This window comes from Alphaproteobacteria bacterium (genome assembly GCA_016870095.1).
Classification (GTDB): domain Bacteria; phylum Pseudomonadota; class Alphaproteobacteria; order Paracaedibacterales; family VGCI01; genus VGCI01.
In genome coordinates, this window is record VGCI01000005.1 from 86,304 (window position 1) to 110,713 (window position 24,410).

The following is a 24,410-nucleotide window of genomic DNA, read 5'->3' on the forward strand; positions in this document are numbered from 1 at the left end:
GAAGGTTAGCGGCTGGTCTTAAAAATGCTGGGTTCGTCTGAGGAGGCTTGATTCCAGGGCATTTTTAGAAGTATTTGCTTCAAGTAGTCTGTTTCATAGATCGCTTCATAAATATAGCCTGCGCCCACCAAAAGACTTATGGCTAAAAACCCTGTGTTAACGAGGGTTCCCAAAAGGGTACCCAAAACGACAAGGGAGCCCACACTAATTTGCATTTGCTGAGGTAAGTTAATAGGAATGAGGGACGGGTCAGTCAAGACGATTTTTTGCAGGGGCAGCTTTGCTTGACGCCAAGCCTTCATGCCTCCATCAACGCGAATGATAAATTCATAACCTTGTTGCGCCAAATGTTCACAGGCCTCGAATGATTTTTTACCTGAATCACAGGTGATATATATCGTCGGCTTTGTGGGGAAGGGCACACAAACTTTATGTATAAGGGCTTGGGCATCAAAACCTTCAAGTGGGTAGGAAGTGGCTCCGGGAATATGGCCTCGGTGATAGTCTTGCTCAGAGCGAATATCAATAAGGATTACGTTATGACCCAACTTCAGGCGGCGGTACAAATCTTGCGCAGTAATCGTTTTAATGGACATGAGTATCCTCCTTATAATTTGTCGATATTTCATCAAAAACACGTTTGACGTCTTTTACTTTTGATAGGTAAGAAATGGGGTTAATAAAAAGAGATCTTTGGGGCAATAAACTTAATTGTGTTGTCGGATTCGTATAAATATCGCGCAATTCCCTTAAGAGCTGCGCCCGTTGATTTTGCGGCCAAATGGATATGTATCCTAATAAAAAAGGTTTTAACATTAAGTTATTCCATAGGGTGGCGCTAATTTCTTTGGGGTAAGCATATTTGTCTTTAAATTGAGAAACCGTAAAAGCATAGAGAAGAAATAAATCAACGCCGACAGGTCGCTTTTTAACCAGGGATTTACTGAAGCTTTCGTTATCGATAAGGGTTATCAGGAAATCGTTAAAGGAATCGACGAAAACATTTTCTAAATGCAAGTCTCCATGAACAATGGAATTTCCTAATAGCCGCTTATCTGTTGGCTTTTCCATAAAATAAGTATGCAATTCACTGATCCGTTTTCCTAAAGATAAGGAAGAATTATAGAGGATATCAGAATCTCGATGTATAGCGGCCGTATCCCCATTTTTAATGGAAGCGGCTAAATTTTTGCTAACATCCATAAAGGACATTCCTGGTGCGGCGCTTAAAAATGAGAGGTAGTGATTCGTATTTTGAATCTTATATTTGATATTGAGTAAATCAAAGGATATTGCCAATTTGTTTTTTGAACGGTTGCGTAGCTGGATATCGTAGAGCTTTTTGAGATCTGAATTGTGGAGTTGTCGCAAATTGCGAATCTCAGTCGTTTTTTTCTTGGTGTCTTTTACGACATATTTCGGAATAAAGGCAGTTTTTCCCGCCTTTCCCTGGATACATTTTTCATCTACGCTAATAATGAAAAGTTGAAGGACATTGACTCCATTTGCCTTTAAGCTACTAACTTTCATACACTGTGGCATGGAAAAATCTGAAAGCATGGGTTCTCTCAAATCACGCAAATCTCTCTTAAGAGTAGCTAAAAAATTTATAAATTGCCCAGATTGAAATTTACCACTTTTATCAAGTAACTTTGGGTCTACCCATACATTTGGCGAGTCGACAGTGTTCCAAAGAACGTTTGAGATTATTTCTTCCGAATTTGTTTCTCCGGGAACCCATTGGTTCAGTGTGGAAAGTGTACATTGATTTTCTTTGATACAAGTTCTTACCACTTCCTCAGCTGGTTTTTGGGTTGTCATTTTTTCTTTTGTAATGCAGCATCCACAAGTATGGGCTTGGTTCGAACCCCAACTTTTTGCCGTACAGGATGTCGATTTATCGATGACGACCGATTTGTCTCCAATTGTGGCAACGACGGCCGCATGAGCCTGCGGGATTAAGATTAATCCTAAAATGAAAAATACACCGTTTATCACCCCATAATCCGTCTCAATAGCAGTTTCTTTAATTTATTATAAAAAAGAAGGATTTAAGGTTTGGTAAATATTATGAAAATAGCTGTGCTGAAAGTGATATAACGAGTCTGCTAAAAAGCAGAAGCAAAGCAAAATACAGACAGAACAAGAAGCACCGTCCAGGTTAGAAGACCTCCAACAAAACGATGAAGGGAAGGGCCTTCGGTTTTGCGAAGACCTATAATATGGAGAATTCGACCGCCCAGAAGAAGGCTTCCTAAGAAATAGAGCATCCAGCTACGACCTCCAATGAGTTCGCTTAGAAAAAGAAGGAGCATGATGAAGGGAATGTATTCTGCAAAATTACCATGAATGCGAATTGCCTTTAAAAGATCCAAATGACCACCATGTCCAACCCAAACTTGATATTTTGCCCGAAGTTTTGTGACTTCTACTGTCAAGTAGAGGTACATCAGTCCAAAAATACCAGCAAAGAGAATTGTCGCGTGCAAACCCATGATTTTAGCATCCTTCACAAAGTGTTTAAGGTTGGATCTTGTCTTATCATAAGTTGGAAAAGCAATTCTGTTCAACCCCTTATGGAATATTGTATTTTTGATACGACAATCCCCTTGACGGGTTCCGGGCGACAGGTTAGTAATTGAAATACATCGTGGCGGGTGTAGCTCAGTTGGTTAGAGCGCCAGTTTGTGGTACTGGATGTCGCCGGTTCGATCCCGGTCACTCGCCCCATGTTTTTAAAAATGATAACAGACTCTTCCCTCACTTTATGAAATGACACAATTCTTTAAAGAGAAGCTTGAGATTTTATATTACTCTTTTAAAGTCCAAATGATGCTCGTAGTGTAACACAGGAACGATAAAGGATAAGAATCCACAAAATTTGTTCATTGATAATGCTAATCCCAAGTGCATCTCCCAAATTATAATTCATACAAGTCAGGAGCGTTTTTCCGTACATAGATTTTTTGTCATTTAAATCTGTTGGAATATTATAGTCTGCTTGGGCCATGAGAGGACTGGTGAATTGAAGTTGATAAAGAACGATCAGGCTTAATAAGATGAGTAATGTGGTTAAAATGAGTGAAAAAATTCCTTGAAAGAAAATCAGAACGCCCCCTGTGAAAGCCCACAAAAGAATACTGATAAGGTGCATTTTTTGCTGTTTTAGAATTGTGGGTGCATAGGTGCGCATATAAAAGAACGAGCAAAGGTAACCACCAGCGAGAGAAAGATAAAAAACCCCTGTTTCTCCAACTATTCGAGCCGACTCTTGGGGTGTATCTGCAAATCCAAACCAATAAGAAGACAATATGGACATTAATGGATATCCTTGGAGAGGGAAGAAAAGGCAGGCTGTATAGCTTCTTCCAAATGTTGGGGAATTTCTAGCTCGGTTGAGGGACTGATTTCTGCCAAAATATCAATAAGGTCACCCCGAGATAGAGCAATACAACCCTCTGTGGGTGTTTCTCTCTCATTCATTAAGTGGATGAAGATCGCACTTCCTTTGGGGGGAATGGGCGGACGGTCATTATAGCCAACCACAATCAAAATGTCATAGACATGATCTTGACGCCATAAAATTTCATGACTTGCTGGGTAGGGAGTCTTGATGAGACAATTATAAGCAGGATCCGTGGGATCGTCACACCATCCATCAATAGGTGTTAGGCTTGACAGAGGTAAGTCGGTTGCAAAATGGCGCGTGCGATCTGGTCGGTAAAAAACAGTTCGAAGGGGGAAAATGCCCGTCGGTGTTGCGCCGTCTCCTTCTACCTTTTTGGAACGAATGCCACCTCGTCCTGTTCGACATTCATATATTACGCCATTAAACTCTAATGTTGTTGGCGATAAAAGTATTATTTTATTAACCCCCAAGGACATATCAAATTAATCCTCCCCATGATCTTTCGAGAAGGCTTGGACACCATCAAAAACATGAAGTTTTTCAATGTGCGTCCAACGATGCTCCAGATTAATGCGTTGGAGAAGGCCATAGATCTCCGCATCATCAATTTCTGCGCCGTCATAATTTATAAATCGGCACCGAAAAAAATCTGTAGGTTCTATGTATAAACCAGAGGTTGGGTAAACTTTCACCCCTCTGCAAGATATACCTTTTAAGGTATAGGGCGTATGGGCTGCAATTCGCTCGACACTTGCCCCCAATAGACTGGGCGTTAATGTTGATTCAATGAATACATCGAGGCCAATCACAGACCGAGACTCTGTTTTGACAAAGTCTGCCTCACGTGATACTTCAGGAAGGTGTATGGGTTTGTAACTTCTGTTCTTATAATCAGGATAAGATTTACCTAAATTTCGCAGGATGCTTTCAGTAAATTCAGTGGTCGTTGCGGCTCCTTTATCTCCTAAGACATCACGTGTGATGACCTTGTCAAGGGCAAGAGTTCGGAAAAGAGCTTGTTCAATTTGAGAAGCGGCCTCAAATTCTTTTAAATGCCTTAGCATCATAACCCCAGAAAGAAGCACAGCTGTAGGATTGATATTGTTTTTTCCAGCATATTTAGGAGCGGAGCCATGTACAGCCTCAAAAATAGCAAATTGGTCTCCTAGGTTAGCACCCGGCGCAAAACCAAGTCCCCCCACGAGTGCGGAACCTAAATCACTCAAAATATCCCCATTCATATTAGTGGTTACAATCACGTCAAATTGCTCGGGATGTTTCACCATTTGATGAGCACAGTTATCAATAATAATGTGGTGAGCTTCAATATCTGGGTATTCTGTTGCAATATCTTCAAAGGTACGTTTCATGAGGCCTTCGGTCAATTTCATAATGTTGGCCTTCGTTGCACAGTGCACCATCTTCCGTCCTTCGGCACGGGCAAATTCAAAGGCGAGACGCACAATCTTTTCACAACCCTTGCGGGAGATAAGTTTCAGACACTGGGCGGTTCCTGGCGTTTCCATATGCTCGATGCCTGCATATAAGTCTTCCACATTCTCGCGAACGATAACAATATCTATACCTCGACCTGAATAGGGAGTTGGTACACCGGGAAATTCATGGATGGGCCTTATGTTAGCATATGTTTCGAACATTTTACGCAAAGTTACATTTGCGCTTTTTTCGCCAAAACCTACGGGTGTTTCTAAGGGACCCTTTAAAGCAATTTTATTGCGTACGATGGAGTCGATCGTTTCTTGAGGAACGCCTGTTGACAACCCCTTTTTAAAAACTTCTGCTCCCGCTTCACACACTTCCCAGTCAATTTTGACGCCGGTAGCTTCAATGATTTTGCGTGTAGCTCCTACGACTTCGGGGCCGATGCCATCACCTTCGATGAGGGTTATGTTGTGAGCAAGTGCCATGAAATTTCAAACTCTCTACTATTTTAAGAAACCATAGTATAAAGTATAAGCAATTTTAGCCTTTCAGCAAGTCTTTCGTCGTCTTCCTTAACAGCAATAGGCATAAAAATAGATTGGATGAAATTAACTTATTGATTAACAGCAAATTTCTGGGAATTCCACTCAGAACTTGTAAAATTGACTTGCGTTACTTTGGGTACTGGAATGGATAAGAGGAGGTTAATTTGTGCTGCAAACCGATTTGGAGAGCCGCTGCAATAAAAATCAACATTTAATTTATTCCACGATGTGTTTAGCATTTTATGTTTGTAAAGTTCTTGGGAAACGCTTTTCGCAATATGTTCAGCGGGATCAATAAAATTAATTTTCGTTGGTAAAATTTGTTCAACAATATCTGCAATCCAAGGATAATGTGTACATCCATAAACCAAAGTATTAAGGTTTTGGGTTTTAAATATTTCCAAATATTCTGTGGTTGTTCTTATCAATTCGGGGCCGGAAATACGTCCTGTTTCGATAATAGGAACAAATTTGGGACAGCTGATAGAAAAAATCTCGCCTTCAAATCCTGCTTTTTTTAAAATCCTTTCATGCATGCGGCTTTGAACGGATGTAGGGGTTGCAATAATGCCAAGCCGCTCGTTTTGATGATGTTCCAATAGGGCTTCAACCATCGGGTAAATTGTTCCAATAATGGGAATTGAAAAATGGGGAGAAACTATATCCAGAGCTGTAGTAGAGCTGGTATGACAAGCCGCCACAGCAAGCTTTACTCCCATTTCATTTTGCATCCAGGATAAAGTTTGTTGAGCATAGTTGATAATTTGTTCGGGTGTCTTTTCCCCATAGGGTAAATTTGCGGTGTCGGCAAAATAGACAAAATGCTCATGAGGTAACGCATTTTGCAGTTTTCTCAAAACTGTCAGTCCCCCAATGCCACTGTCAAATATACCAATAGATCTTTGAGACAGCATTATTTATAGCCCACTTGTTGCTGGGTTAACGTTTCTTGTCCAATGAAATTTTACACGATTCTGTACGCCCGTTAATAAATCATAGGAAACGTTATCCGTAAATTTGGCAACTTCTTCAATAGGTAAATCATTGCCCCATAGAATTACGGGATCTCCGACTTTAGCTGTGGGACAGGGGCTGAGATCAACAGCAATCATATCCATTGATACACGGCCAATTAATTGACATTTTGTGTTGTTCACTAAAATCGGTGCTCCATCTTTGGTTGTTCGAGGATAACCATCGCCATATCCAAAAGCAACAATTCCAACAGGAAGATCCGTTTGGCATATATAGCGAGCACCATAACCGACTGGAGATCCTCTTTTAATGACTTTAGTGGCAATTAAGCTTGTTTGTAGAGTCATTACAGGTTTAAGATTTAACTCTTCAGCTGTCTTATTTAAAAGGGGTGAAGCCCCATAAAGCGCAATACCGGGTCGAATAAAGTTGTAATGACATTCAGGAAACTGAAAGACGCCTGCAGAGTTGCATAAACTTGCTTCGGAAGGACCTTTTTGAGACACATTTTGAATGAAAGTCTGAAACGCACTTATTTGTTGTTTATTTAATGGGTTGCCTGCATCATCGGCGCAAGCCATATGTGACATGATGCGAATAGGGTGCGCAATTTGGCGACTATTTGAAAGCTGATCATAATACTGAGAAGCATTTTCTAAACTAAAACCTAACCGACCCATCCCTGTATCAACTTTTATCCAGGCTTGAATGGGCAAAGGACATGATAAGTTGGCTAGCCATTGCAATTGAATTTCTTCATGAAAGACAACATGAAACCCTTCTGTTGAAGCCACAAGAAGTTCATTAGGTTCAAATACACCTTCTGCCAATATAATGGGAATTTGAATGCCAACTTTACGTAAAGCTAATGCTTCATCAATTGAGGCGACCCCTAACATATCGACGTATTTTTCAAGTCGTGAAGAAACAGAGCGTAAGCCATGTCCATAAGCATTGGCCTTAACCATAGCAATCACTTTGGATTCAGGAGCTTTTCCTTTAATAACTTTAAGGTTATGAAGTAAATTTTCTGTAGATAAAATAGCAACGGCTGTACGACTCATGAAATATGCACTTTAACTGGTGGATGTCTAATCTTATAAATACCTTAGAAGGCATTGTTTATTCAAGAAGTTTTAAAGATATTAAGCAACAAAGTATAATAAAAACAATAAATTTATCTTAGTGAACGGTTCTTTGCGCCTCGGGCGAGTCGAGAGAAAAGAGAGGAATAACAACCTCAATTGTTTCACCCCTTGGGCTTTGCATTTCATAACACCCCCCCATGACACCGGAGGGAAGGGTTAAACTAACACTGCTGGTGTATTCAAATGTCTCTCCGGGATGGAGGACAGGCTGTTCCCCTACCACACCAGTCCCTTGAACTTCTTGAATTTTCCCGTGGGCATCCGTTATTTTCCAGTATCGAGACAAAAGTTGAAATGTTTCACAACCCTTGTTTTCAATGCAAATATGATAAGCCCAAACAAAAAGATTATTTGGTGGATTCGATTGATTTTGAAGATATACGGGTAAGACCGATACTCGAATGGTGTTGGTTGTTTGGGTAAAAGTAGAGTCTGACGTCATGGTCGGCATTCCTATATTCAGAGGGGATTTCACTCTTTTTATTATATGATAGTTATCCTGATTAAGGGGTTAAGGCTAGTGAAATATCCGCTTAAAATTTATATTTTATCCACAAGGCAAAATGCTCAGACGCTTAAAATTGAAGATATAGCAGATCAACACTCATTTTTTTATACGGAATTTTCTCAACAGTTGCTATAGTGCATCTTGAGCTTAAAATAAATTTCTTGAAAAGAATTAAGGGGCAAATTGAATGGCTGAGAAGTTTGATGAGTTTTTAGAAGAAGTTGAGAAGGATATTCGTCAAGAAAAGTTTCTTAAATTATGGAAGCAATATGGTAAGCAAGTTGTTGGGGTTTTTGGCGCAATAATCATTTTTATTATTGGGTATAATTTGTGGGGTCAATACCAGCATAACAAACAAATTCAAATGGCAGAAAAGCTTATTACAGCTCAAGAATTGATGGCGAAAGGGGAAAATGATAAAGCTCAAACCATCTTAACAAGTTTGTCTCAAAGCTCAAGTTCAACTTATGAATTTTTAGGGCTCTTTCAAAAAGCCGGTCTTTTTTTGCAGCAAAATTGCAAAGAAAAGTCAGCTGAGGCGATCGCTCTTTATAATCAACTATCAGCGAATACGAAAATAGAACCTTTGTGGAGAGATTTAGCTAAGCTTTTAGCTATTATGGCTAGCATGGATATATCGGGTGTAAAAATTGAAGAATTACTTACGCAGCTTGAGCCCCTTACAAATGAGAAAAACCCTTGGCGCTTTATTGCGAAAGAAATGCAAGGCGTACTGTTGTATCGCAAAGGCGACTCTGCAAAAAGCATGGAGCGCTTTATCCGCCTGGTTCAGGATAGCCAAACTCCGGCCGGAATTTCTATGCGAGCTCGATTAATGATCCAAATTGTATCTTCGAGCACACCTGAGACAAATAGCTAATTAATTTTTGATGAGAGAAAATCATGACAAGTAAATTAAAACTAAATTCAGCGCTGACTTTAGCAGCCAGTACTGCCATTTTCCTTAGTGGGTGTGACAGTTTTAAAGAAAAAGTTATTCTTTCTGGGAAAAGAGAAACAATTCTGGCCATTGATTCGTCACTACAATCTGACCCTGCCATTGCTCATTCTCCTGTTAACCTCCCGAGTCCTTCAAAAAATGAAGATTGGGCTCAAGCTGGCGGAAATCCTTCTCATGTTATGCCGAATGTGGTCTTAGCAAAAACGTTAAATAAAACATGGTCGACCTCTATTGGCTCTGGAGTCAGTGATGATCATCGAATGACTTCTGGACCCGTTATTGGCGGAGGTCGAATATTTGTAAGCGATGCCGTAGGACTTATTAGTGCTATTGATGTAAAAAGTGGTGCCATTGTGTGGTCAGTAGATCCTTTGCCTGAAGGACATGGTTCTGAGGCGATGGGTGGAGGCGTCTCTTTTCATAATGGTACTTTGTACTGTACAACCTCTCACGGAGAGTTGTTGGCCTTAAATGCTCAAGATGGCAAAATATTGTGGCGCAAATCTTTGGGCGCTCCTTCACGCGTGGCTCCAACAATTAAAGGGGACATTGTGTATGCATTAACAATTAACAATGAAACACATGCCATCACGACCTCGACGGGAAATGAGTTATGGAGTCACGCGGGCATATCTGAAGCCGCGGGTATCTTGGGCGGTGCAAGTCCAGCTGCAGAAGGCAATACAGTTATTGCAGCCTATTCTTCGGGAGAAGTTTTTGCTTTTCAAGCCACGAACGGTCAGCCACTTTGGGGAGATTTGTTAAATCCCGCGTTACGCATTGATTCTGTAGCCAGCATCGCACACATTCGTGCTCGACCAGCTATATCCGGGGGAGTTGTGTATGTTATTAGTCACGGGGGCCAAATGGTTGCTCAAGATCTCAAAACAGGAAGTCGTCTTTGGCAAAGAGAAATTGGGGCCATACGTAGTCCTGCAGTCATAGGAGATTCTATATTTATTATGACTAATGATACGGATTTAGTTTGTGTTAAAAAGCGAACGGGCCAGATACACTGGGCGGTACCTCTTCCTAAGTTAGATGACAATAAAAAGCCTATCTTATGGGCAGGACCAATTGTTGCCGATGACTCTTTAATTTTAACAAGTTCTAATGGAAAACTTTTATTTGCCTCACCGCAAAATGGAAAAACCTTAAAGACTTTAGAAATTGGGGATAGCTCAAGTCTTTCTCCAATTGTTGCTGGGGGCGCACTTTATGTGTTAACGGACAATGCTCAATTAATTAAATTTTCTAGTGAAGAACAGAAATCGTAAGAGATAATGCCTCAAAGCCCCAAAATATCCCAAATTGGGCACTCTTATACAGTGGCAATTATTGGACGTCCGAACGTTGGAAAATCAACCTTATTTAACAGATTGGTTGGTAAGCGACTGGCCTTGGTCCATGATCAACCCGGAATGACTCGTGACCGACGTGAAGGGGAAGGACATCTATTTGATTTAAGCTTTACGATCATTGATACAGCTGGTCTTGAAGATCCAGATACTTCTCTTTTAACAAAATCAATGATGGAGCAAACTCTTGCAGCTATTGAAGAAGCAGACTTAATTCTATTTGTTGTTGATGGTCGAGAGGGATGTACGCCTTACGATCAAGATTTGGCAAAACTTTTGCGTCGGCAGAAGAATCCAATTTTGGTTTTAGCCAATAAATGTGAAGGGCGACATGGTCATTTAGGATTGTCTGATGCCCATTCCCTGGGTCTTGGAGATGTTATAGCTATCTCTGCGGAACATGGAGAAGGCTTAACTGAGCTTTATGATGCAATGTCTGCTTACATTCCAGCGGATGAAGAGCAAGAAGACAGTGAAACTTCTCAAAAGCCACTTGGACTTGCTATTGTTGGCCGCCCCAATGTGGGGAAATCCACACTTATTAACCAGTTAATTGGTAAAGAGCGACTTCTTACAGGAGATATGCCGGGGGTGACGCGAGATGCTATAGCCCTTGATTGGGAGTACGAAGGACAACATATTCGTCTAACAGATACGGCCGGTATGCGTAAAAGTGGCCGAGTTACAGCTTCTGCTGAGCATTTGGCCGTCATGGATACACAACGCACAATTCAGTATGCAGAAGTTGTGATTGTAGTTATTGATGCGACCACTCCCCTTGAACGTCAAGATTTAAGTATTGCAAGCGACGTGGCTGAGGAAGGCCGTGCACTTATATTGGCACTAAACAAGTGGGACTTGGTAAAAGATAAAGACAAGCAAATGAAGGAAGTTCAAAGGATATTAGATATCCAATTAACTCAAGTGCGTGGCATCCCTTGTATTCCTATTTCTGCTATTCACGGCAAAAACCTCGCACAACTTATGAAAGCCGTTTTTCAAGTTTATAAGGCTTGGAACCAGCGATTGCCAACCGCAAAACTCAATCAATGGTTACAACATGTCGTTGATAAACATCCGGCACCTGCCGTATCTGGTCGTCGAATTCGCCTTAAATACATGACGCAAATTAAAACGCGTCCTCCAACTTTTGCCTTATTTGCAAGTCAAGCTGGTGAACTTCCAACATCCTATACTCGCTATTTAATTAATCAGATGCGCCAAGATTTCGATTTACCTGGCGTTCCCATTCGAATTTATATGCGAAGTGCCAAGAACCCATTTGCTGACAAAAAGGAATAACATCTCCGGTGAACCTGTTAAGAAGAAGCCCTATGCAGCTTTTTTGAATCGTCGTTTGATGTAATCTTGCAGAAGAATTTGAAATTCTTCTGCAATATGTTCTCCCCGTAAGGTATGAGTTTTTTCCCCATCCATAAATACAGGAGCAACAGGTGACTCACCTGTACCAGGTAAACTAATACCAATGTCTGCGTGCTTACTTTCTCCGGGACCATTAACAATGCATCCCATGACAGCAAGGTTTAAATTTTCTACACCTGGATATTCCTTTTTCCAAACAGGCATTTGGGCACGAACATAATCTTGAATGGTTTTGGCTAATGTTTGAAAGTAGGTGCTGGTTGTGCGTCCACATCCCGGACACGCAGAAACTAACGGAGAGAAAGAGCGAAGACCCATCGTTTGTAAAATTTCTTGGCAGACGATAACTTCTCGTTCCCTTGCTTCTCCTGGTGTTGGAGTTAGTGATGCCCGAATAGTATCCCCAATACCTTCTTGAAGAAGAATTGCCACGGCAGCCGTCGTGGCTACGATACTTTTTGATCCCAATCCAGCTTCCGTTAAACCCAAATGCAGTGAATAATTAGATTTATGAGCCAATTCACGGTAAACTGAAATTAAATCCTGAACACGACTAACCTTTGCCGATAAAATAATTTGGTCGGGTCGCATGCCAATTTCTTCTGCTAACTTTGCACTATTTAATGTAGAGCTTATCAATGCTTCCCGCAAAATTTCATCTCCACTACGTGGATTCGAAGATTTTCCATTTGTATCCATTAGATTTTGGGCCAAATCTTGATCAAGACTGCCCCAATTTACGCCAATACGGATAGGTTTATTAAATGTAAGGGCGGTTTCAACCATCATTTCAAATTGCTTATCGCGTTTTTCACCAAAGCCTACGTTTCCCGGATTAATACGATACTTCGCAAGGGTTTTAGCGCAGTCTGGAAAGTCCTTTAAGAGACGGTGACCATTAAAATGAAAGCAGCCAACCAAAGGAACATTAAGACCCGATTTTTCAACAAGTTCACCAATTCTGGCGACAGCTTGTGCTGATTCAGGACGATCTACAGTAATACGTACAATCTCGGATCCAGCTTTAGCGAGGCTAATAACTTGTTCGGCTGTCGCATCTGCATCGGCTGTATCTGTATTTGTCATAGATTGCACAAGAATTGGTGCATTCCCCCCAATTAAATAAGGACCCACTTGAACAGCATGGGTTTTGTGACGTTTAATTTCTGAGAGTTGAACCATGAGGATAGGGACCTTTCTATGACACGGTTAAGTTCTTTAAAAATTGTTGAGCTCGTGCGGCTTTAGGTTTTTGAAAGAATTTAGCCTTAAGTGTATTTTCTACCAGGTTTCCCTGATCAAGAAATAAAATCTGATCTGCGGCCAGTTTTGCAACACGCAGTTCATGTGTGGCCATAATAATCAAGCGATTTGAAGATTTCAAGCTTTGGATTAGATGAGCAACATCCGAAACCATTTCTGGATCCAGAGCAGAAGTTGGTTCATCAAATAAAAGAATGGGGGGATTAACTATGAGGGCACGGGCAATTGCAATTCTTTGCTTTTGTCCCCCGGATAATTGATTGGGAAATTGAGCCGCTTTATCTGCAAGGCCAAATTTTTCGAGTAGTCTCATCGCTTGCTTGGTTGCTTCTTCTTTTGTTTGATGCTTCAAAGCAATAGGCGCATGAATCAAATTTTGTAAAATCGTCATGTGGGGAAACAAGTGAAAGCCCTGAAAAACCATGCCAATTCCATAAGCAGGTAAATTTTTTAATGGTTGCCCTTTAAAGGTAAGGATACCTTTATCTGGAATATCAAGGCGACTCATGCAACGCAATAACGTTGACTTTCCGCTTCCCGATGGGCCCAAGAGAGCGGCTATTGATCCCATAGGAATTTTAAAGGAAATATCGTTGAGAACGAGGTGGTGATTAAAAGATTTAGAAAGATTAAGAGCATTAAGCATGGCGCATATTCCGCTCTAAAGCTTTGGCAAAAAGGCTGACCACCATAACCAAGATATAATATGCAACAGCTGCAATCAAAAGAGGTTCAAAGAAAAGGTATTTTTCTGAAGCAACAATTTGTGAACGTCGCAATAAGTCTGCTTCACCAATTGTGGAAACAAGAGCTGATTCCTTTAACAAATCAACAATTTCATTGACCAAAGCCGGTAAAATATTTCTCAAAGCTTGGGGCAATATTATTGTGCATAATGTGGTGCGGTAAGATAGGCCTAGTACATGAGCAGCTTCCCATTGTCCTTTATCGATGGCTTGAATGCCTGCACGTATAATTTCTGAACTATAAGCCGCTGAATTAAGTGAGAATGTAAGAACGCCTGCTTCAAAAGCAGAAAGATTATAGCCTATAAGGGGGGGAAGGCCGAAATAAATAATAAAGAGTTGAACGAGCAGGGGGGTTCCTCGAAAAACAGATGTATAAATTTCTGCTATCCATCTTGGTGCTTTTAGGTGTGAGATCTTAGCAACAGCAAGTAAAATACCCAAAGGTAAACCGCACAAAAGGGAGGCAAGGGTAAATTTGATTGTGACCCCCACCCCCTCCAATATGAAGGGGAGAGAGGGCCATATAGCTTCAAAATGAAACGTCATGAGGGAGCCAATGTTCCTTAAGCTTCTTTAAGGAACCGTCAGCTTCCATTTCCGCCAAGATTTTGTCCACTTGGACTCGTAATGGGGATTCTTTTGGAAATGCAACAGCAGAACCACTAACTTCTCCAGGAAGAGTAATCAATTTAATGTTAGGTCGAGAAGATTTGATGGCTTCTGCTTCTGAAATGCCGAGTATTAAACAAGCCACATTTCCATTTTCCATCTCCTGAAGAAGATCTGGGACTTTGCTTAAGGATTTCACACGGACTTCCACATCTTGTGGCAAGGTATCCTTTGCGTAAGTTTCATGGACTGAACCGCTTTGTACACCAACCAATTCGCCCGCTAAATCTGTGGCAGATTCAATGGATGAGGTTCCTTTACATAATAGCACACGCTTGGATTTAATATATTCGTTTGAAAAATCAATAGATTTTCGACGTTCATTCGTCGGCGTAATAGAAGAGATAGCTGCGTCTAATCTTCCCGTAGATAAAGAGCCTAAGATGGCATCAAAAGACATATCCTTAAATGTAACTTCTTTATGAAGACGCTTCGCAATTTCATTCATTAAATCAATATCAAAGCCAACAATTTTTCCTTCTTTGAAATATTCGAAAGGTGCATAATCCGCAGATACACCAACTGTAAGCGTCTTGCCGCTACCATCCTTTTTGCTATCACAAGCAATAAATAGGAAAGATGCTGCCAATAAGATACCCATTAATTTTGAAACTTTCATTATCATTCCTTTAGGCTGAATTTTCTGAATCATAGTTTAAGTTTTATTGTTTTTATTGAAAAAGTTCAAGTAGGAAAGATTAATCAGGGATCCTTAGCATAATTGTTATGGATATTTACGGCTATAACGTCTAACTTTTCTCTATATTGACAAAAGTATAATTTGTCGTGACAATTAAAATATCAACCTAAGCAGGAGTTCATTTTCATGATTAAAAAAACTACACTTTTAGCACTTTTAATTGGCTTGTCATTAAACCCAGCATATTCAGCAGCTAAGAAAACCACGACAACTGATTCAGGTCTGCAGATTGTAGAAGTTAAGGAAGGCACGGGTAACTTGCCAAAAGCAGGTGACATAGTTCGTGTTCACTACACAGGAACATTGCCAGATGGGACGAAATTCGACAGTTCTCGCGATCGTAATGAGCCATTTCAATTTACCTTAGGCGAAGGCCAAGTTATTAAAGGTTGGGATGAAGGGATTTCAACGATGAAAGTTGGTGGCCGTCGAAATCTTATTATTCCTCCTGAACTTGGTTACGGTACACGAGGAGCCGGAGCTACCATTCCTGCAAATGCAACATTACATTTTGATGTTGAGCTAATTGGAATTCAAGGTAAAGATAAGAGTGCCTCCTCCAGTAAAGGACAATCCTCCCAATCTTAATCAACAGGTTTATCAAACTTAGAAGAGGCAGCTGTAAAGCTGCCTTTTTTATAGTTGGGTAAAGTTTGGTTAAAAGGTTAATTTGATTAAATATCTACATCTTGAATATGGGGCGCATTTTCTTGAATAAAGTTATATCGGGCTTCTGCATTCTTGCCCATAAGTCGGTCTACAAATTGCGCTATATCTTCATCATCTTGAATAAATACACGCAATAGCGTTCTTTTATCTCTATGCATGGTGGTTTCGCGCAATTGTATCGGTAACATTTCTCCCAAACCTTTAAATCTTCCGACATCTACATTCTTTGCGCCTTTAAAATGATTCTTCAGCAATTGGTCCTTTTCGGCCTCATCTTTTGCATAGACTGATTTTGATCCTTGGGTGAGACGAAAGAGAGGAGGTTGAGCAAGATAAACATTTCCCGCGTCAATAATGGCGCGCATTTCTTGAAAGAAGAAAGTAAGGAGAAGAGAAGCAATATGTGCACCGTCAACGTCTGCGTCTGTCATAATAATAACTTTGGCATACCTTAATTTAGTTGGATCACACAATTTTCCCATGCCACACCCCAGGGCAAGACCTAAATCTCTAATTTCTTGATTGGCATGCAGCTTTTCAATTGTGGCGTTTGCCACATTTAATATTTTTCCGCGTAAAGGCAGAACAGCTTGCGTTGCGCGGTCGCGGGCTTGCTTTGCGGAACCACCGGCTGAATCGCCTTCAACCAGAAAAATTTCACTATTTTCAGTAATGTTAGTTGTACAGTCCGCTAATTTGCCGGGGAGACGCAATTTTCGAGTCGCACTTGCTCTTGCCACTTCTTTGGCCTGACGACGCTTGAGACGATCTTCAGCACGACCAATGACGTGTTCCAGAAGTTCTGTTGCGGCTTGAGGATGAGCTCCTAGCCAGAGGTCAAAATGGTCTTTAACAGTATTTTCAACAAGTCTTGTCGCTTCAACGCTTGCTAATTTCTCTTTTGTTTGACCCTGGAACTGGGGCTGATTAATAAAACACGATAGAATGACGTAAGCACCTCCACTGACATCTTCAGCGGTCAACTGATTGGCACGCCGATTGCCAATCCGTTCCCCATAATCCTTTAATGCCTTAGTTAAAGCCTGACGAAATCCATTTTCATGTGTACCCCCTTGGGGTGTTGGGATCGTATTACAAAAAGATGAAATCCAACCTGTTTCATCGCTCGTGAAATCATCGACTGGCCAGGCAACCGCCCATTCCACACGCCCTTGCTTGCTGGGAAAAACGGCTTCTCCTGCGAAAGGATCTTCTGTGACGCTTGCACGCTCATCTAGCTGGTCTTTTAAATAATCAACCAATCCTGCCGGGTAATGCAATGTTGCGGTTTGGGGGATCTTGTCATTTTCTTTTAAAAGAGAAGGATCACAAACCCAATTTATTTCAACACCTTTAAAAAGATAAGCTTTGGCACGAGCCATTTGGAATAAAGCGGCAGGCCGGAAGTGTAGATTGTGACCAAAGATCTCCGGATCAGGGTGAAATCGTAAAGTGGTTCCTCGGCGGCTTGTGGCTCCTTCTTGTAGTTCCAGAGGCGTTGTAGGTTTGCCTTTTGAATAGGTTTGACGCCAAAGATTTCGCGAACGAGCAACTTCAATCTCCAGATAGTCTGACAAGGCATTAACAACAGAGACACCAACTCCATGGAGTCCTCCTGATGTTGAATATACTGCGTTGTTGAATTTTCCTCCTGAGTGAAGGGTTGTCAAAATCACTTCCAGAGCCGACAACTCGGGAAATTTGGGGTGTGGATCTGTGGGGATGCCGCGGCCATTATCTTTAATGCAAACAATATCTCCCGCTTCAAGACGAATTTCAATACGATTCGCATGACCAGAAACGGCTTCATCCATGGCATTATCGAGAACTTCGGCCACAAGGTGATGTAAGGCTTTCTCATCGGTTCCCCCAATATACATACCCGGCCGCTTGCGGACAGGTTCCAAGCCTTCAAGAACTTCGATATCCTTGGCGGAATATTCCGTGTTGGTGAGTGCACTGGATTGACGAAAAAGGTCAGACATAAAAGGAACCTATATTATTGAGCCTAAAATTTACTCCCATGACTGGGCGAGCAACAATTAATTTAATTATTAACCAATTTATATTTTTTTCAAGTCTAGGGTTTTGGTTTGAAACGCTCTGCTTGTGTTTCCGATCAAGGTTTAAAATGTTAAAAAAAATCTGAGTAACATGTCGGCTGATAGGGCAAGGTCATAGGTAAGGAGTTAACAATAGTGTTCAAAATTTGCATAATCAGAAAATTGTGAAATTTACGTCACCTTTCATAGACTTGATTTGCCATTACAATCGAGGGATAAATGAACCTCTCCCAAGGGAGAGGTTCAAGTAGCTTTTTCTTTTAAGCAGCCTTAGCTTGGCTTCCTAAAGCTTTCTGAGCTTGTTCAACAAGCGATTTAAAAGCAGCGGGTTGATTTACGGCTAAATCAGCCATTACTTTTCGATCAATCGTAATTCCAGCTTTCAGTAAGCCGTTGATGAAGCGAGAATAAGGCAATCCATTTGCCCGAGATGCTGCATTAATTCGTTGAATCCATAATGCCCGAAAATCGCGCTTTTTATTGCGACGATCCCGGTAAGCATACTGCCAAGACTTTTCGAGTCTCTGAATAGCAATACGAAAACACTTACTAGAGCGTCCTCGAAAACCCTTGGATAATTTTAAAACTTTTTTGTGACGGGCGTGTGTTGTGACGCCTCTTTTTACGCGTGCCATAATGGTATCTCCTTACATATGGAAGTAATAGCTAAGGACTTTTTTTGCATCTGCTTCGTGCATAATAGTCATCCCGCGGGCATTACGAAGCATTTTGTTGCTGCGCTTTCTCATGCCGTGGCGTTTGCCTGCTTGACCCATTTTGACTTTACCAGTTCCCGTGATTCGGAACCGCTTTTTCGCGCTACTCTTTGTTTTCAGTTTGGGCATTTCAGTCTCTTTTCTTTCAATGAATGATGTTAGTTAACGTGCCACAACGTATAGGCATACCCTTAAGCCACGCCGTCTTTTACAGGCACAACCTACTTATAGCCGACTCTCTTCTTAAAATTCAAGCTTAATTTCCTTTAAATAACTCTCGTCCGATAAGCATTCGGCGAATCTCTGACGTTCCTGCACCTATTTCATAAAGCTTTGCATCCCGAAGGAGGCGTCCAGCGGGATATTCGTTAATATAACCATTTCCCCCCAAAATCTGGATAGTATCTAAACTTAACTTTGTAGCGGCTTCTGCCGCAAAAAGAATGGCACCAGCTGCATCTTTACGGTTTACGCTTCCCTTATCGCAGGCTTTGGCAACTGTATATACATAAGCTCGGGCAGCATTCATTTGTGTGTACATGTCCGCTAATTTTGCTTGAATCAGTTGAAATTCACCAATCTTTTTGCCAAATTGCTCTCGCTCTTGAACATAGGGAATAGCAATATCGAGACAGGCTTGCATGATGCCAAGGGAGCCTCCAGACAAAACCACACGTTCAAAGTCCAATCCACTCATGAGGACGCGAACGCCTTCGTTGACTTTTCCTAAAATATTTTCTTTGGGGACTTTACAATTTGTAAAAACCAGTTCACAAGTATTTGATCCCCGCATACCTAACTTATCAAGTTTTTGGGCTGTGGAAAATCCCTCCATTCCCTTTTCAATGAGAAAAGCAGTTATTCCCTTGGCATGGGCTGATGGATTTGTTTTAGCGTAAACAACGAGAGTATCTGCATCAGGTCCATTGGTAATCCACATCTTTGTGCCGTTAAGAATATAATGGTCACCACTGGCATCCGCTTGCAATTTCATGGAAACAACGTCAGATCCTGCACCTGCCTCACTCATGGCAAGAGCACCAACGTGTTCCCCCGAAATGAGGTGAGGAAGGTATTTTTGTTTTTGATTTTCTGTGCCGTTCAGATTAATTTGATTAACACATAAGTTGGAATGCGCACCATAACTGAGTCCAACGGATGCTGAAGCTCTAGAAATTTCTTCTAAGACAATGACATGCTCTAGGTAACCCATATTAGAGCCACCATACTCTTGCCCTACTGTAATGCCCAAAAGTCCTAATTCCCCAAATTTTGGCCATAAATCACGCGGGAATACATTGCTTTCGTCTATTTGAGTGGCACGAGGAGCAATGGCCGAGGGGGCAAAAGCCTGAACCATATCGCGGACACTTTTGCAAGTTTCGGTTAAGTCAAAATCAAGGACGCTCACGAATCCACCTATGTGTTGTTGTCTCTCTCCTATTTTATTATGTACGGTCCCAATTGCTTCGCCAACCCCACAAATTGCCTTGTCAATCATTCCTTTACTTTTCATAGGGTACAATCAAAGTGAAGATGAACAATGGAGATAAAAATGACCAAAATATTAGCAGGAATTTGCTTCATAACCCTCCTCAGTGGATGTTGTGGAATGTATACGAACTGTAACCAGCCTCGAAATAATTCGTTAGGGGCAACGTGTGGATGCGGAAGTGATTGTGCGACAGGTTCGTGCAAAAAAGTAACTTATTAAAGATATAATCGTTAGGCGCCCGGTATAAGTTACCTTGTTCTTGGCTCCTAACTTCCTTTCTCCTTCTATTTAGCCACTTTTAATGTGCGACAATTTTTATATTCATAAAAAATTAATCTTTTCGGCATAATGATTAAATTATGAAAAATTGTATTCAAATGAGAAGAGGAGTCGTAATGCTCAAGACTTTCTTGCTAGCTTGTGTTCTGGGTGTTGCCAGCATGAGTAAAGGAATAGGTCACACTGGAAATGTATGCGATCCCTTAATACGTAGATACGAGGCGGCACATGGCATACCCCATAAGTTGTTAACGGCTATTTCTCTAGTAGAATCGGGGCGCAAAGTACAAGGTTCTATTGTAGCTTGGCCGTGGACTATTAATGCCAATGGAAAGCCATATGTTTTTGCAACGAAGGGACAGGCAATAAGTATGGTTCGCAAACTGCGCCAAATCGGTATTACCAGCATCGACGTGGGGTGCATGCAAGTGAATTTAAAACAGCACCCAGAAGCGTTTTCAACTCTTGATGCCGCTTTTGATCCAGAAACAAATATTGCCTACGCTGCAAAATTTCTGAAAGCCAAACAAAAAAATAAGGGATCTTGGGGCAATGCTGTTGCACATTATCACTCTGCGACGGCAAAATTTCACTTGCCCTACAAAGCCAAAGTTTTAAAGACTTGGGCTAAAGTTCAAAATGGTAAGATGACTTACCGCGAACCTCTAGATATTAAAAAATTGACTGCGGAAATGATTCTTGCTGATCTTGAACGCCATAAAGGTGAAATTGTAAATAATGTTGCTACACCTAGCGGTCGTCGTGTTCCAATGGTGGTAAGATTTGCCCCTTACAGAGTCTTTCAAAAAAATTCGCTCCAGTCACCCCAACTTGTTAACTCAGGTAGGGATCAACGAACAGGTCCTAAAATTATTCAAGGGTGGTTGCCGAAAGCTTTTGGAAGGGCAATCCACAGATCTTCAGCAAATGTTGTTCTTCAAAAGCCGGTTAGTGTAGAAAATATCAGTGTTATTAAAAATTCCATTCCTCTATCCGAGAAGAACAAAAGTGATGGTAAACAGCACAAAGATAAAGTTCCGTCTATTTCAAAATTTCATGCAAAATCTCGATAACGAGATCTTGATTTTCATGGGAGAGTTGAGGATATAGCGGTAAACTAAATATTCGATTTCCTATAGATTCTGCATGAGGAAAATCTCCTTCTTTCCACCCATAAGTTTTCCGGTAAAAAGGATAAAGGTGAGCGGCTCGGTAGTGAAGTCCTGTACCAATATTTCTATTTTTTAAAGTTTGCATAACTTCATCTCGACTTTTGTGATTTGTGAGAGGAGCAAAGAGATGCCATGCATGACGGTGTGAGTATGACGGAGTTGCAGGGAGTGTTAACCCCCCACAATTTTTCAAACTTTCTTGATAGCGTTGAACTAAGGTTGTTCTCTGCTCAATGAATGAATTGAGGCTTTTTAACTGATGGATGCCAATTGCGGCTTGTAAGTCCATCATATTTGCTTTGTGGCCTGGGCAAACAATTTCATAGTCTTGTGAACCTGATTTACCAAACCGATTCCAGGCTTCCCGGTCCATTCCATGAAAACGCAAAAGGGCAATTTTTTTCGCAAAAGCATCATCGCGAGTGGTGATGCATCCTCCTTCACCCGTGGTCATATTTTTGTTGGGATGGAAACTGAAGACTTGAATATCACCAAAGCTTCCAATGCGGCGGCCTTTATATTCGGTTCCGATTGCATGAGCAGCATCTTCAATAACTCTGAGATTATGTTTGTTCGCTAATTCGTAGATAGGATCTAAATCTACGGGCAATCCCGCAAAATGCACAGGCATAATGGCTTTGGTGCGTGATGTAATTTTAGAGGCAATCTGCTTTACATCTATGTTGTACGTGCCGGGCTCCACATCAACTAAGACTGGCTTAAGACCATTAAGATGGATAACGTTTAAAGTAGCAGCAAAGGTCATTGGGGTTGTAATAATTTCATCCCCTTTTTCAAATGCCAGAGCTTGTAGGGCTAAGTCTAGACCTATTGTTGCTGAAGTGACGGTAAGGGCGTGTGGTGCTTGACAATAGGTGCGCAAATCTTCTTCAAATTGTGCAACTTTTGGTCCGGTCGTAATCCAACCTGATCGAAGTGTTGCAACGACGTCTGCAATGGCTTCTTCGCTGATTGTGGGTCGTGAAAAAGGAAGGAACTCGGAAAATTCCTTTTTGGAAGGAGTATTTTGGGTATCAGTTTGTATAGGCTTAACACTCATGGATTTCGTTTCCTTATTTATTTGAAATTAACATGTTATTCTGGCTTACGCCTAAGCTTTTATAATGGAAGTTTGGTTGTCGTTTGGTCAGTTGAGAAATTTCTTTAATCTGTGAAACAATGAGAAAACGTATATCACTATTCCAAAGTTTTAAAAACTGATCTTCATTGACCATCCATTTAGAGCAGTCTTCTACTTCACAGCCAAATTCCAATTCTCCTTTTGTGTCAATAACCATAACGGTTTGGTTAGTGTAGACAGGTAAATCTTGATAGTAATTTTTATAGCATCCAATTACATCACCTGGCTTCTTTAGGGTTTGAATAATTTGAGCTAACGGTTTTATGGAAGGACGTTGGAGTTCTGGTGTCAGATGAATAACAACGGCAATAAAGAGAATAGCCACGAATCGTACCATGTTTAACGCTACTTTGATCTGGTTTTTATAAAGACAAAATTGTGTTATGAGACCTGTAATCATTAGGACGATAGCAAAAGTTGTAAAATCTATCCAGAGGTAGGGCCTGTGATCAATTAACTGCGGTAGTAGCCAAAGAGTTATCAAACCAATAAGACTCATTATCTCTAAGACGAAGGAAAATACTTTAAGGTTAAAGCGTGCTAACCTATGAGATTCCGGTTGAATTAATTTTGTCCAGTAGATACCCAATATAAGCGCCAGCGGCGTAAAACAGGGTAAAACATAAGGCACAAGTTTAGAATTTGATATGGAAAAGAAGGCAAATGTCCAGCCAGCCCAAATGAGAAGAAAAATAGTCGTATCCCGCTTTTCCTGTGATGGTTGCATTTTTACACTATCCTTTATGGCATTTAGAAGAAATATTGCCCAAGGGAATAGTCCGAGCAATATAACGGGTACGAAGAAATAAAAGGGCTGCGTGCGAAGGTGCATAGATGTTGTGTAGCGATAGAAATGCTCAATTACAAAGTATTTGTAAGCAAATTCGGGGTTTTTTAGGCTTGCTAAAATATGCCAAGGCGCGGCTATAGCTAAAAAAAGAAGGATACCTGACGGCATATAGGCCGGCCATAAATCTTTCCATCGCCTTGTTAGTGTAGCCCAAATAAGAATGACGGGACCAGAAATAGCCAAAGCCATGAGGCCCTTAGTGAGGACAGCGAGAGCAGAAAATCCATAAAATGCCCATGCCCATAATCTTCGTCTTGCACTTGCAGGCGTTTGCACAGTCAAAAGAAATGAAAATAAACTTAAGGTGATGAGCGTTGTGACGGCCATGTCCAATATAATGAGTCGACTTAATGCGTAATAGAGGGGGCTGGTTGCAAGAATAAAACACGCTGCCATTCCTATTTTGGGCGTGTAAATTTTACGGCCGAACCAATAGGTTGCAACACATCCAATTAATCCAAATAACAGACAGCTAATACGCATAGCCCATTCGTGAAGGCCAAATAATTTAATATTTGCCGCCTGGATCCAATAAAATAGGGCAGGTTTTTCAAAGTATTTTACGCCATTTAATCTCGGTGTAACATAGTCACCAGTTGAAACCATTTCACGAGGAATTTCAACATATCGACCTTCATCAGGCGTTGCAAAAGGGCGATTTCCGATAAGCAAGCCAAACCAAATGGTAAGGATGGGAATAATCCAAAACCAAGAAGATTCGGTAATGTATTGAATTTTTTTCATGACTTATTCATAAGCTTACCCTATGTGGGATGCAAGACTTTTCAAGCCTATTGTGACAAAATTGGCTATTTAGAGGCAAATTGAAAAGTCTGACGTTATGTCACATAGCATTAGCTCTGCTATGCATGTAATTAATACCTACCATGCTATTTTTAATGTGTTGCTGGTCG

At 41.0% G+C, this 24,410-nt stretch carries 24 protein-coding genes and 1 tRNA gene; 6 read left to right on the top strand and 19 right to left on the bottom strand.

Translation table 11 applies throughout. The features are described from left to right. Nucleotides 1–5: 5 nt before the first annotated feature. From FJX03_05275 to FJX03_05285, 3 genes are all read right to left on the bottom strand, one after another. Nucleotides 6–629, bottom strand: a complete 624-nt coding sequence (locus FJX03_05275; GenBank protein MBM3633095.1) for a rhodanese-like domain-containing protein — start codon at nucleotides 627–629, stop codon at nucleotides 6–8. Beyond that, nucleotides 586–1,998, bottom strand: a complete 1,413-nt coding sequence (locus tag FJX03_05280; protein ID MBM3633096.1) for a hypothetical protein — start codon at nucleotides 1,996–1,998, stop codon at nucleotides 586–588. Before FJX03_05280 ends, FJX03_05275 begins: the two co-directional genes overlap by 44 nt. Before the next feature lie 110 nt (nucleotides 1,999–2,108). Then, a complete protein-coding gene (locus FJX03_05285; protein MBM3633097.1) occupies nucleotides 2,109–2,495 on the bottom strand; it encodes a hypothetical protein in 387 nt (128 codons plus the stop codon). Nucleotides 2,496–2,653: 158 nt separating this feature from the next. Here FJX03_05285 and FJX03_05290 point away from each other — a divergent pair. Further along, nucleotides 2,654–2,730 (top strand) — tRNA-His (locus tag FJX03_05290). 88 nt (nucleotides 2,731–2,818) lie between these two features. On the opposite strand, the gene FJX03_05295 is transcribed toward FJX03_05290, so the two are convergent. From FJX03_05295 to apaG, 6 genes are all read right to left on the bottom strand, one after another. Then, entirely contained in the window at nucleotides 2,819–3,319 is a 501-nt protein-coding gene (locus tag FJX03_05295) for a hypothetical protein (GenBank protein MBM3633098.1), read from the bottom strand. After that, nucleotides 3,319–3,885, bottom strand: a complete 567-nt coding sequence (locus tag FJX03_05300) for a hypothetical protein (GenBank protein MBM3633099.1) — start codon at nucleotides 3,883–3,885, stop codon at nucleotides 3,319–3,321. The genes FJX03_05295 and FJX03_05300 overlap by 1 nt, the downstream gene beginning before the upstream one ends. 6 nt (nucleotides 3,886–3,891) lie before the next feature. Further along, nucleotides 3,892–5,337, bottom strand: coding sequence for an NADP-dependent isocitrate dehydrogenase (locus FJX03_05305; protein ID MBM3633100.1), 1,446 nt, complete (start codon nucleotides 5,335–5,337; stop codon nucleotides 3,892–3,894). Nucleotides 5,338–5,465: 128 nt separating this feature from the next. Beyond that, nucleotides 5,466–6,311, bottom strand: coding sequence for a glutamate racemase (locus tag FJX03_05310; protein ID MBM3633101.1), 846 nt, complete (start codon nucleotides 6,309–6,311; stop codon nucleotides 5,466–5,468). A 3-nt stretch (nucleotides 6,312–6,314) separates the two neighbouring features. Further along, entirely contained in the window at nucleotides 6,315–7,436 is a 1,122-nt protein-coding gene (alr, locus tag FJX03_05315; GenBank protein MBM3633102.1) for an alanine racemase, read from the bottom strand. A 118-nt stretch (nucleotides 7,437–7,554) separates the two neighbouring features. Continuing rightward, nucleotides 7,555–7,962, bottom strand: a complete 408-nt coding sequence (apaG, locus tag FJX03_05320; GenBank protein ID MBM3633103.1) for a Co2+/Mg2+ efflux protein ApaG — start codon at nucleotides 7,960–7,962, stop codon at nucleotides 7,555–7,557. Nucleotides 7,963–8,215: 253 nt separating this feature from the next. On the opposite strand from apaG, the gene FJX03_05325 reads away from it, so the two are divergent. Genes FJX03_05325 through der form a run of 3 tightly spaced genes read left to right on the top strand, consistent with a single transcriptional unit; the run spans nucleotide 8,216 to nucleotide 11,649 of the window. Then, complete coding sequence (locus FJX03_05325; protein MBM3633104.1) at nucleotides 8,216–8,908, top strand: tetratricopeptide repeat protein; 693 nt, start codon at nucleotides 8,216–8,218, stop codon at nucleotides 8,906–8,908. 23 nt (nucleotides 8,909–8,931) lie between these two features. Beyond that, complete coding sequence (locus FJX03_05330; protein MBM3633105.1) at nucleotides 8,932–10,266, top strand: pyrrolo-quinoline quinone; 1,335 nt, start codon at nucleotides 8,932–8,934, stop codon at nucleotides 10,264–10,266. A gap of 6 nt (nucleotides 10,267–10,272) precedes the next feature. Next, nucleotides 10,273–11,649 (top strand): ribosome biogenesis GTPase Der, encoded by a 1,377-nt coding sequence (gene der / locus FJX03_05335; protein ID MBM3633106.1) that lies wholly within the window; start codon nucleotides 10,273–10,275, stop codon nucleotides 11,647–11,649. Between the two features lie 30 nt (nucleotides 11,650–11,679). On the opposite strand, the gene ispG is transcribed toward der, so the two are convergent. Genes ispG through FJX03_05355 form a run of 4 tightly spaced genes read right to left on the bottom strand, consistent with a single transcriptional unit; the run spans nucleotide 11,680 to nucleotide 15,063 of the window. After that, nucleotides 11,680–12,912 (bottom strand): flavodoxin-dependent (E)-4-hydroxy-3-methylbut-2-enyl-diphosphate synthase, encoded by a 1,233-nt coding sequence (ispG, locus tag FJX03_05340; GenBank protein MBM3633107.1) that lies wholly within the window; start codon nucleotides 12,910–12,912, stop codon nucleotides 11,680–11,682. Between the two features lie 16 nt (nucleotides 12,913–12,928). Further along, nucleotides 12,929–13,639: an amino acid ABC transporter ATP-binding protein gene (locus FJX03_05345; GenBank protein MBM3633108.1), complete on the bottom strand. Its 711-nt coding sequence runs from the start codon at nucleotides 13,637–13,639 to the stop codon at nucleotides 12,929–12,931. Further along, on the bottom strand, nucleotides 13,632–14,288 hold the full coding sequence (locus FJX03_05350) for an amino acid ABC transporter permease (protein MBM3633109.1): 657 nt from the start codon (nucleotides 14,286–14,288) through the stop codon (nucleotides 13,632–13,634). The genes FJX03_05345 and FJX03_05350 overlap by 8 nt, the downstream gene beginning before the upstream one ends. Beyond that, the gene (locus tag FJX03_05355; GenBank protein MBM3633110.1) at nucleotides 14,272–15,063 is read right to left on the bottom strand and encodes an amino acid ABC transporter substrate-binding protein; all 792 of its coding nucleotides are present in this window, start codon (nucleotides 15,061–15,063) and stop codon (nucleotides 14,272–14,274) included. Before FJX03_05355 ends, FJX03_05350 begins: the two co-directional genes overlap by 17 nt. A gap of 174 nt (nucleotides 15,064–15,237) precedes the next feature. Here FJX03_05355 and FJX03_05360 point away from each other — a divergent pair, with 174 nt between their 5' ends. Continuing rightward, nucleotides 15,238–15,699 (top strand): FKBP-type peptidyl-prolyl cis-trans isomerase, encoded by a 462-nt coding sequence (locus tag FJX03_05360; GenBank protein ID MBM3633111.1) that lies wholly within the window; start codon nucleotides 15,238–15,240, stop codon nucleotides 15,697–15,699. 86 nt (nucleotides 15,700–15,785) lie between these two features. Here FJX03_05360 and parE read toward each other — a convergent pair whose 3' ends face one another. The 4 genes from parE to FJX03_05380 all read right to left on the bottom strand — a co-directional run bounded on the left by parE (nucleotide 15,786) and on the right by FJX03_05380 (nucleotide 20,060). Next, nucleotides 15,786–17,765, bottom strand: coding sequence for a DNA topoisomerase IV subunit B (gene parE, locus FJX03_05365; GenBank protein ID MBM3633112.1), 1,980 nt, complete (start codon nucleotides 17,763–17,765; stop codon nucleotides 15,786–15,788). Between the two features lie 338 nt (nucleotides 17,766–18,103). Further along, the gene (gene rplT, locus FJX03_05370) at nucleotides 18,104–18,478 is read right to left on the bottom strand and encodes a 50S ribosomal protein L20 (protein MBM3633113.1); all 375 of its coding nucleotides are present in this window, start codon (nucleotides 18,476–18,478) and stop codon (nucleotides 18,104–18,106) included. Between the two features lie 12 nt (nucleotides 18,479–18,490). Next, nucleotides 18,491–18,688, bottom strand: coding sequence for a 50S ribosomal protein L35 (gene rpmI / locus FJX03_05375; protein ID MBM3633114.1), 198 nt, complete (start codon nucleotides 18,686–18,688; stop codon nucleotides 18,491–18,493). 127 nt (nucleotides 18,689–18,815) lie between these two features. Continuing rightward, nucleotides 18,816–20,060 carry an isovaleryl-CoA dehydrogenase gene (locus FJX03_05380; GenBank protein ID MBM3633115.1) on the bottom strand — a complete coding sequence of 415 codons (1,245 nt, stop codon included), beginning with the start codon at nucleotides 20,058–20,060 and terminating at the stop codon, nucleotides 18,816–18,818. A gap of 353 nt (nucleotides 20,061–20,413) precedes the next feature. Here FJX03_05380 and FJX03_05385 point away from each other — a divergent pair, with 353 nt between their 5' ends. After that, nucleotides 20,414–21,406, top strand: a complete 993-nt coding sequence (locus tag FJX03_05385) for a lytic transglycosylase domain-containing protein (protein ID MBM3633116.1) — start codon at nucleotides 20,414–20,416, stop codon at nucleotides 21,404–21,406. Here FJX03_05385 and FJX03_05390 read toward each other — a convergent pair. Both FJX03_05390 and FJX03_05395 read right to left on the bottom strand, forming a co-directional pair. Then, nucleotides 21,375–22,565 (bottom strand): DegT/DnrJ/EryC1/StrS aminotransferase family protein, encoded by a 1,191-nt coding sequence (locus FJX03_05390; protein MBM3633117.1) that lies wholly within the window; start codon nucleotides 22,563–22,565, stop codon nucleotides 21,375–21,377. The genes FJX03_05385 and FJX03_05390 overlap by 32 nt on opposite strands. 13 nt (nucleotides 22,566–22,578) lie before the next feature. Then, a complete protein-coding gene (locus tag FJX03_05395) occupies nucleotides 22,579–24,240 on the bottom strand; it encodes a phospholipid carrier-dependent glycosyltransferase (GenBank protein ID MBM3633118.1) in 1,662 nt (553 codons plus the stop codon). Nucleotides 24,241–24,410: the final 170 nt, after the last annotated feature.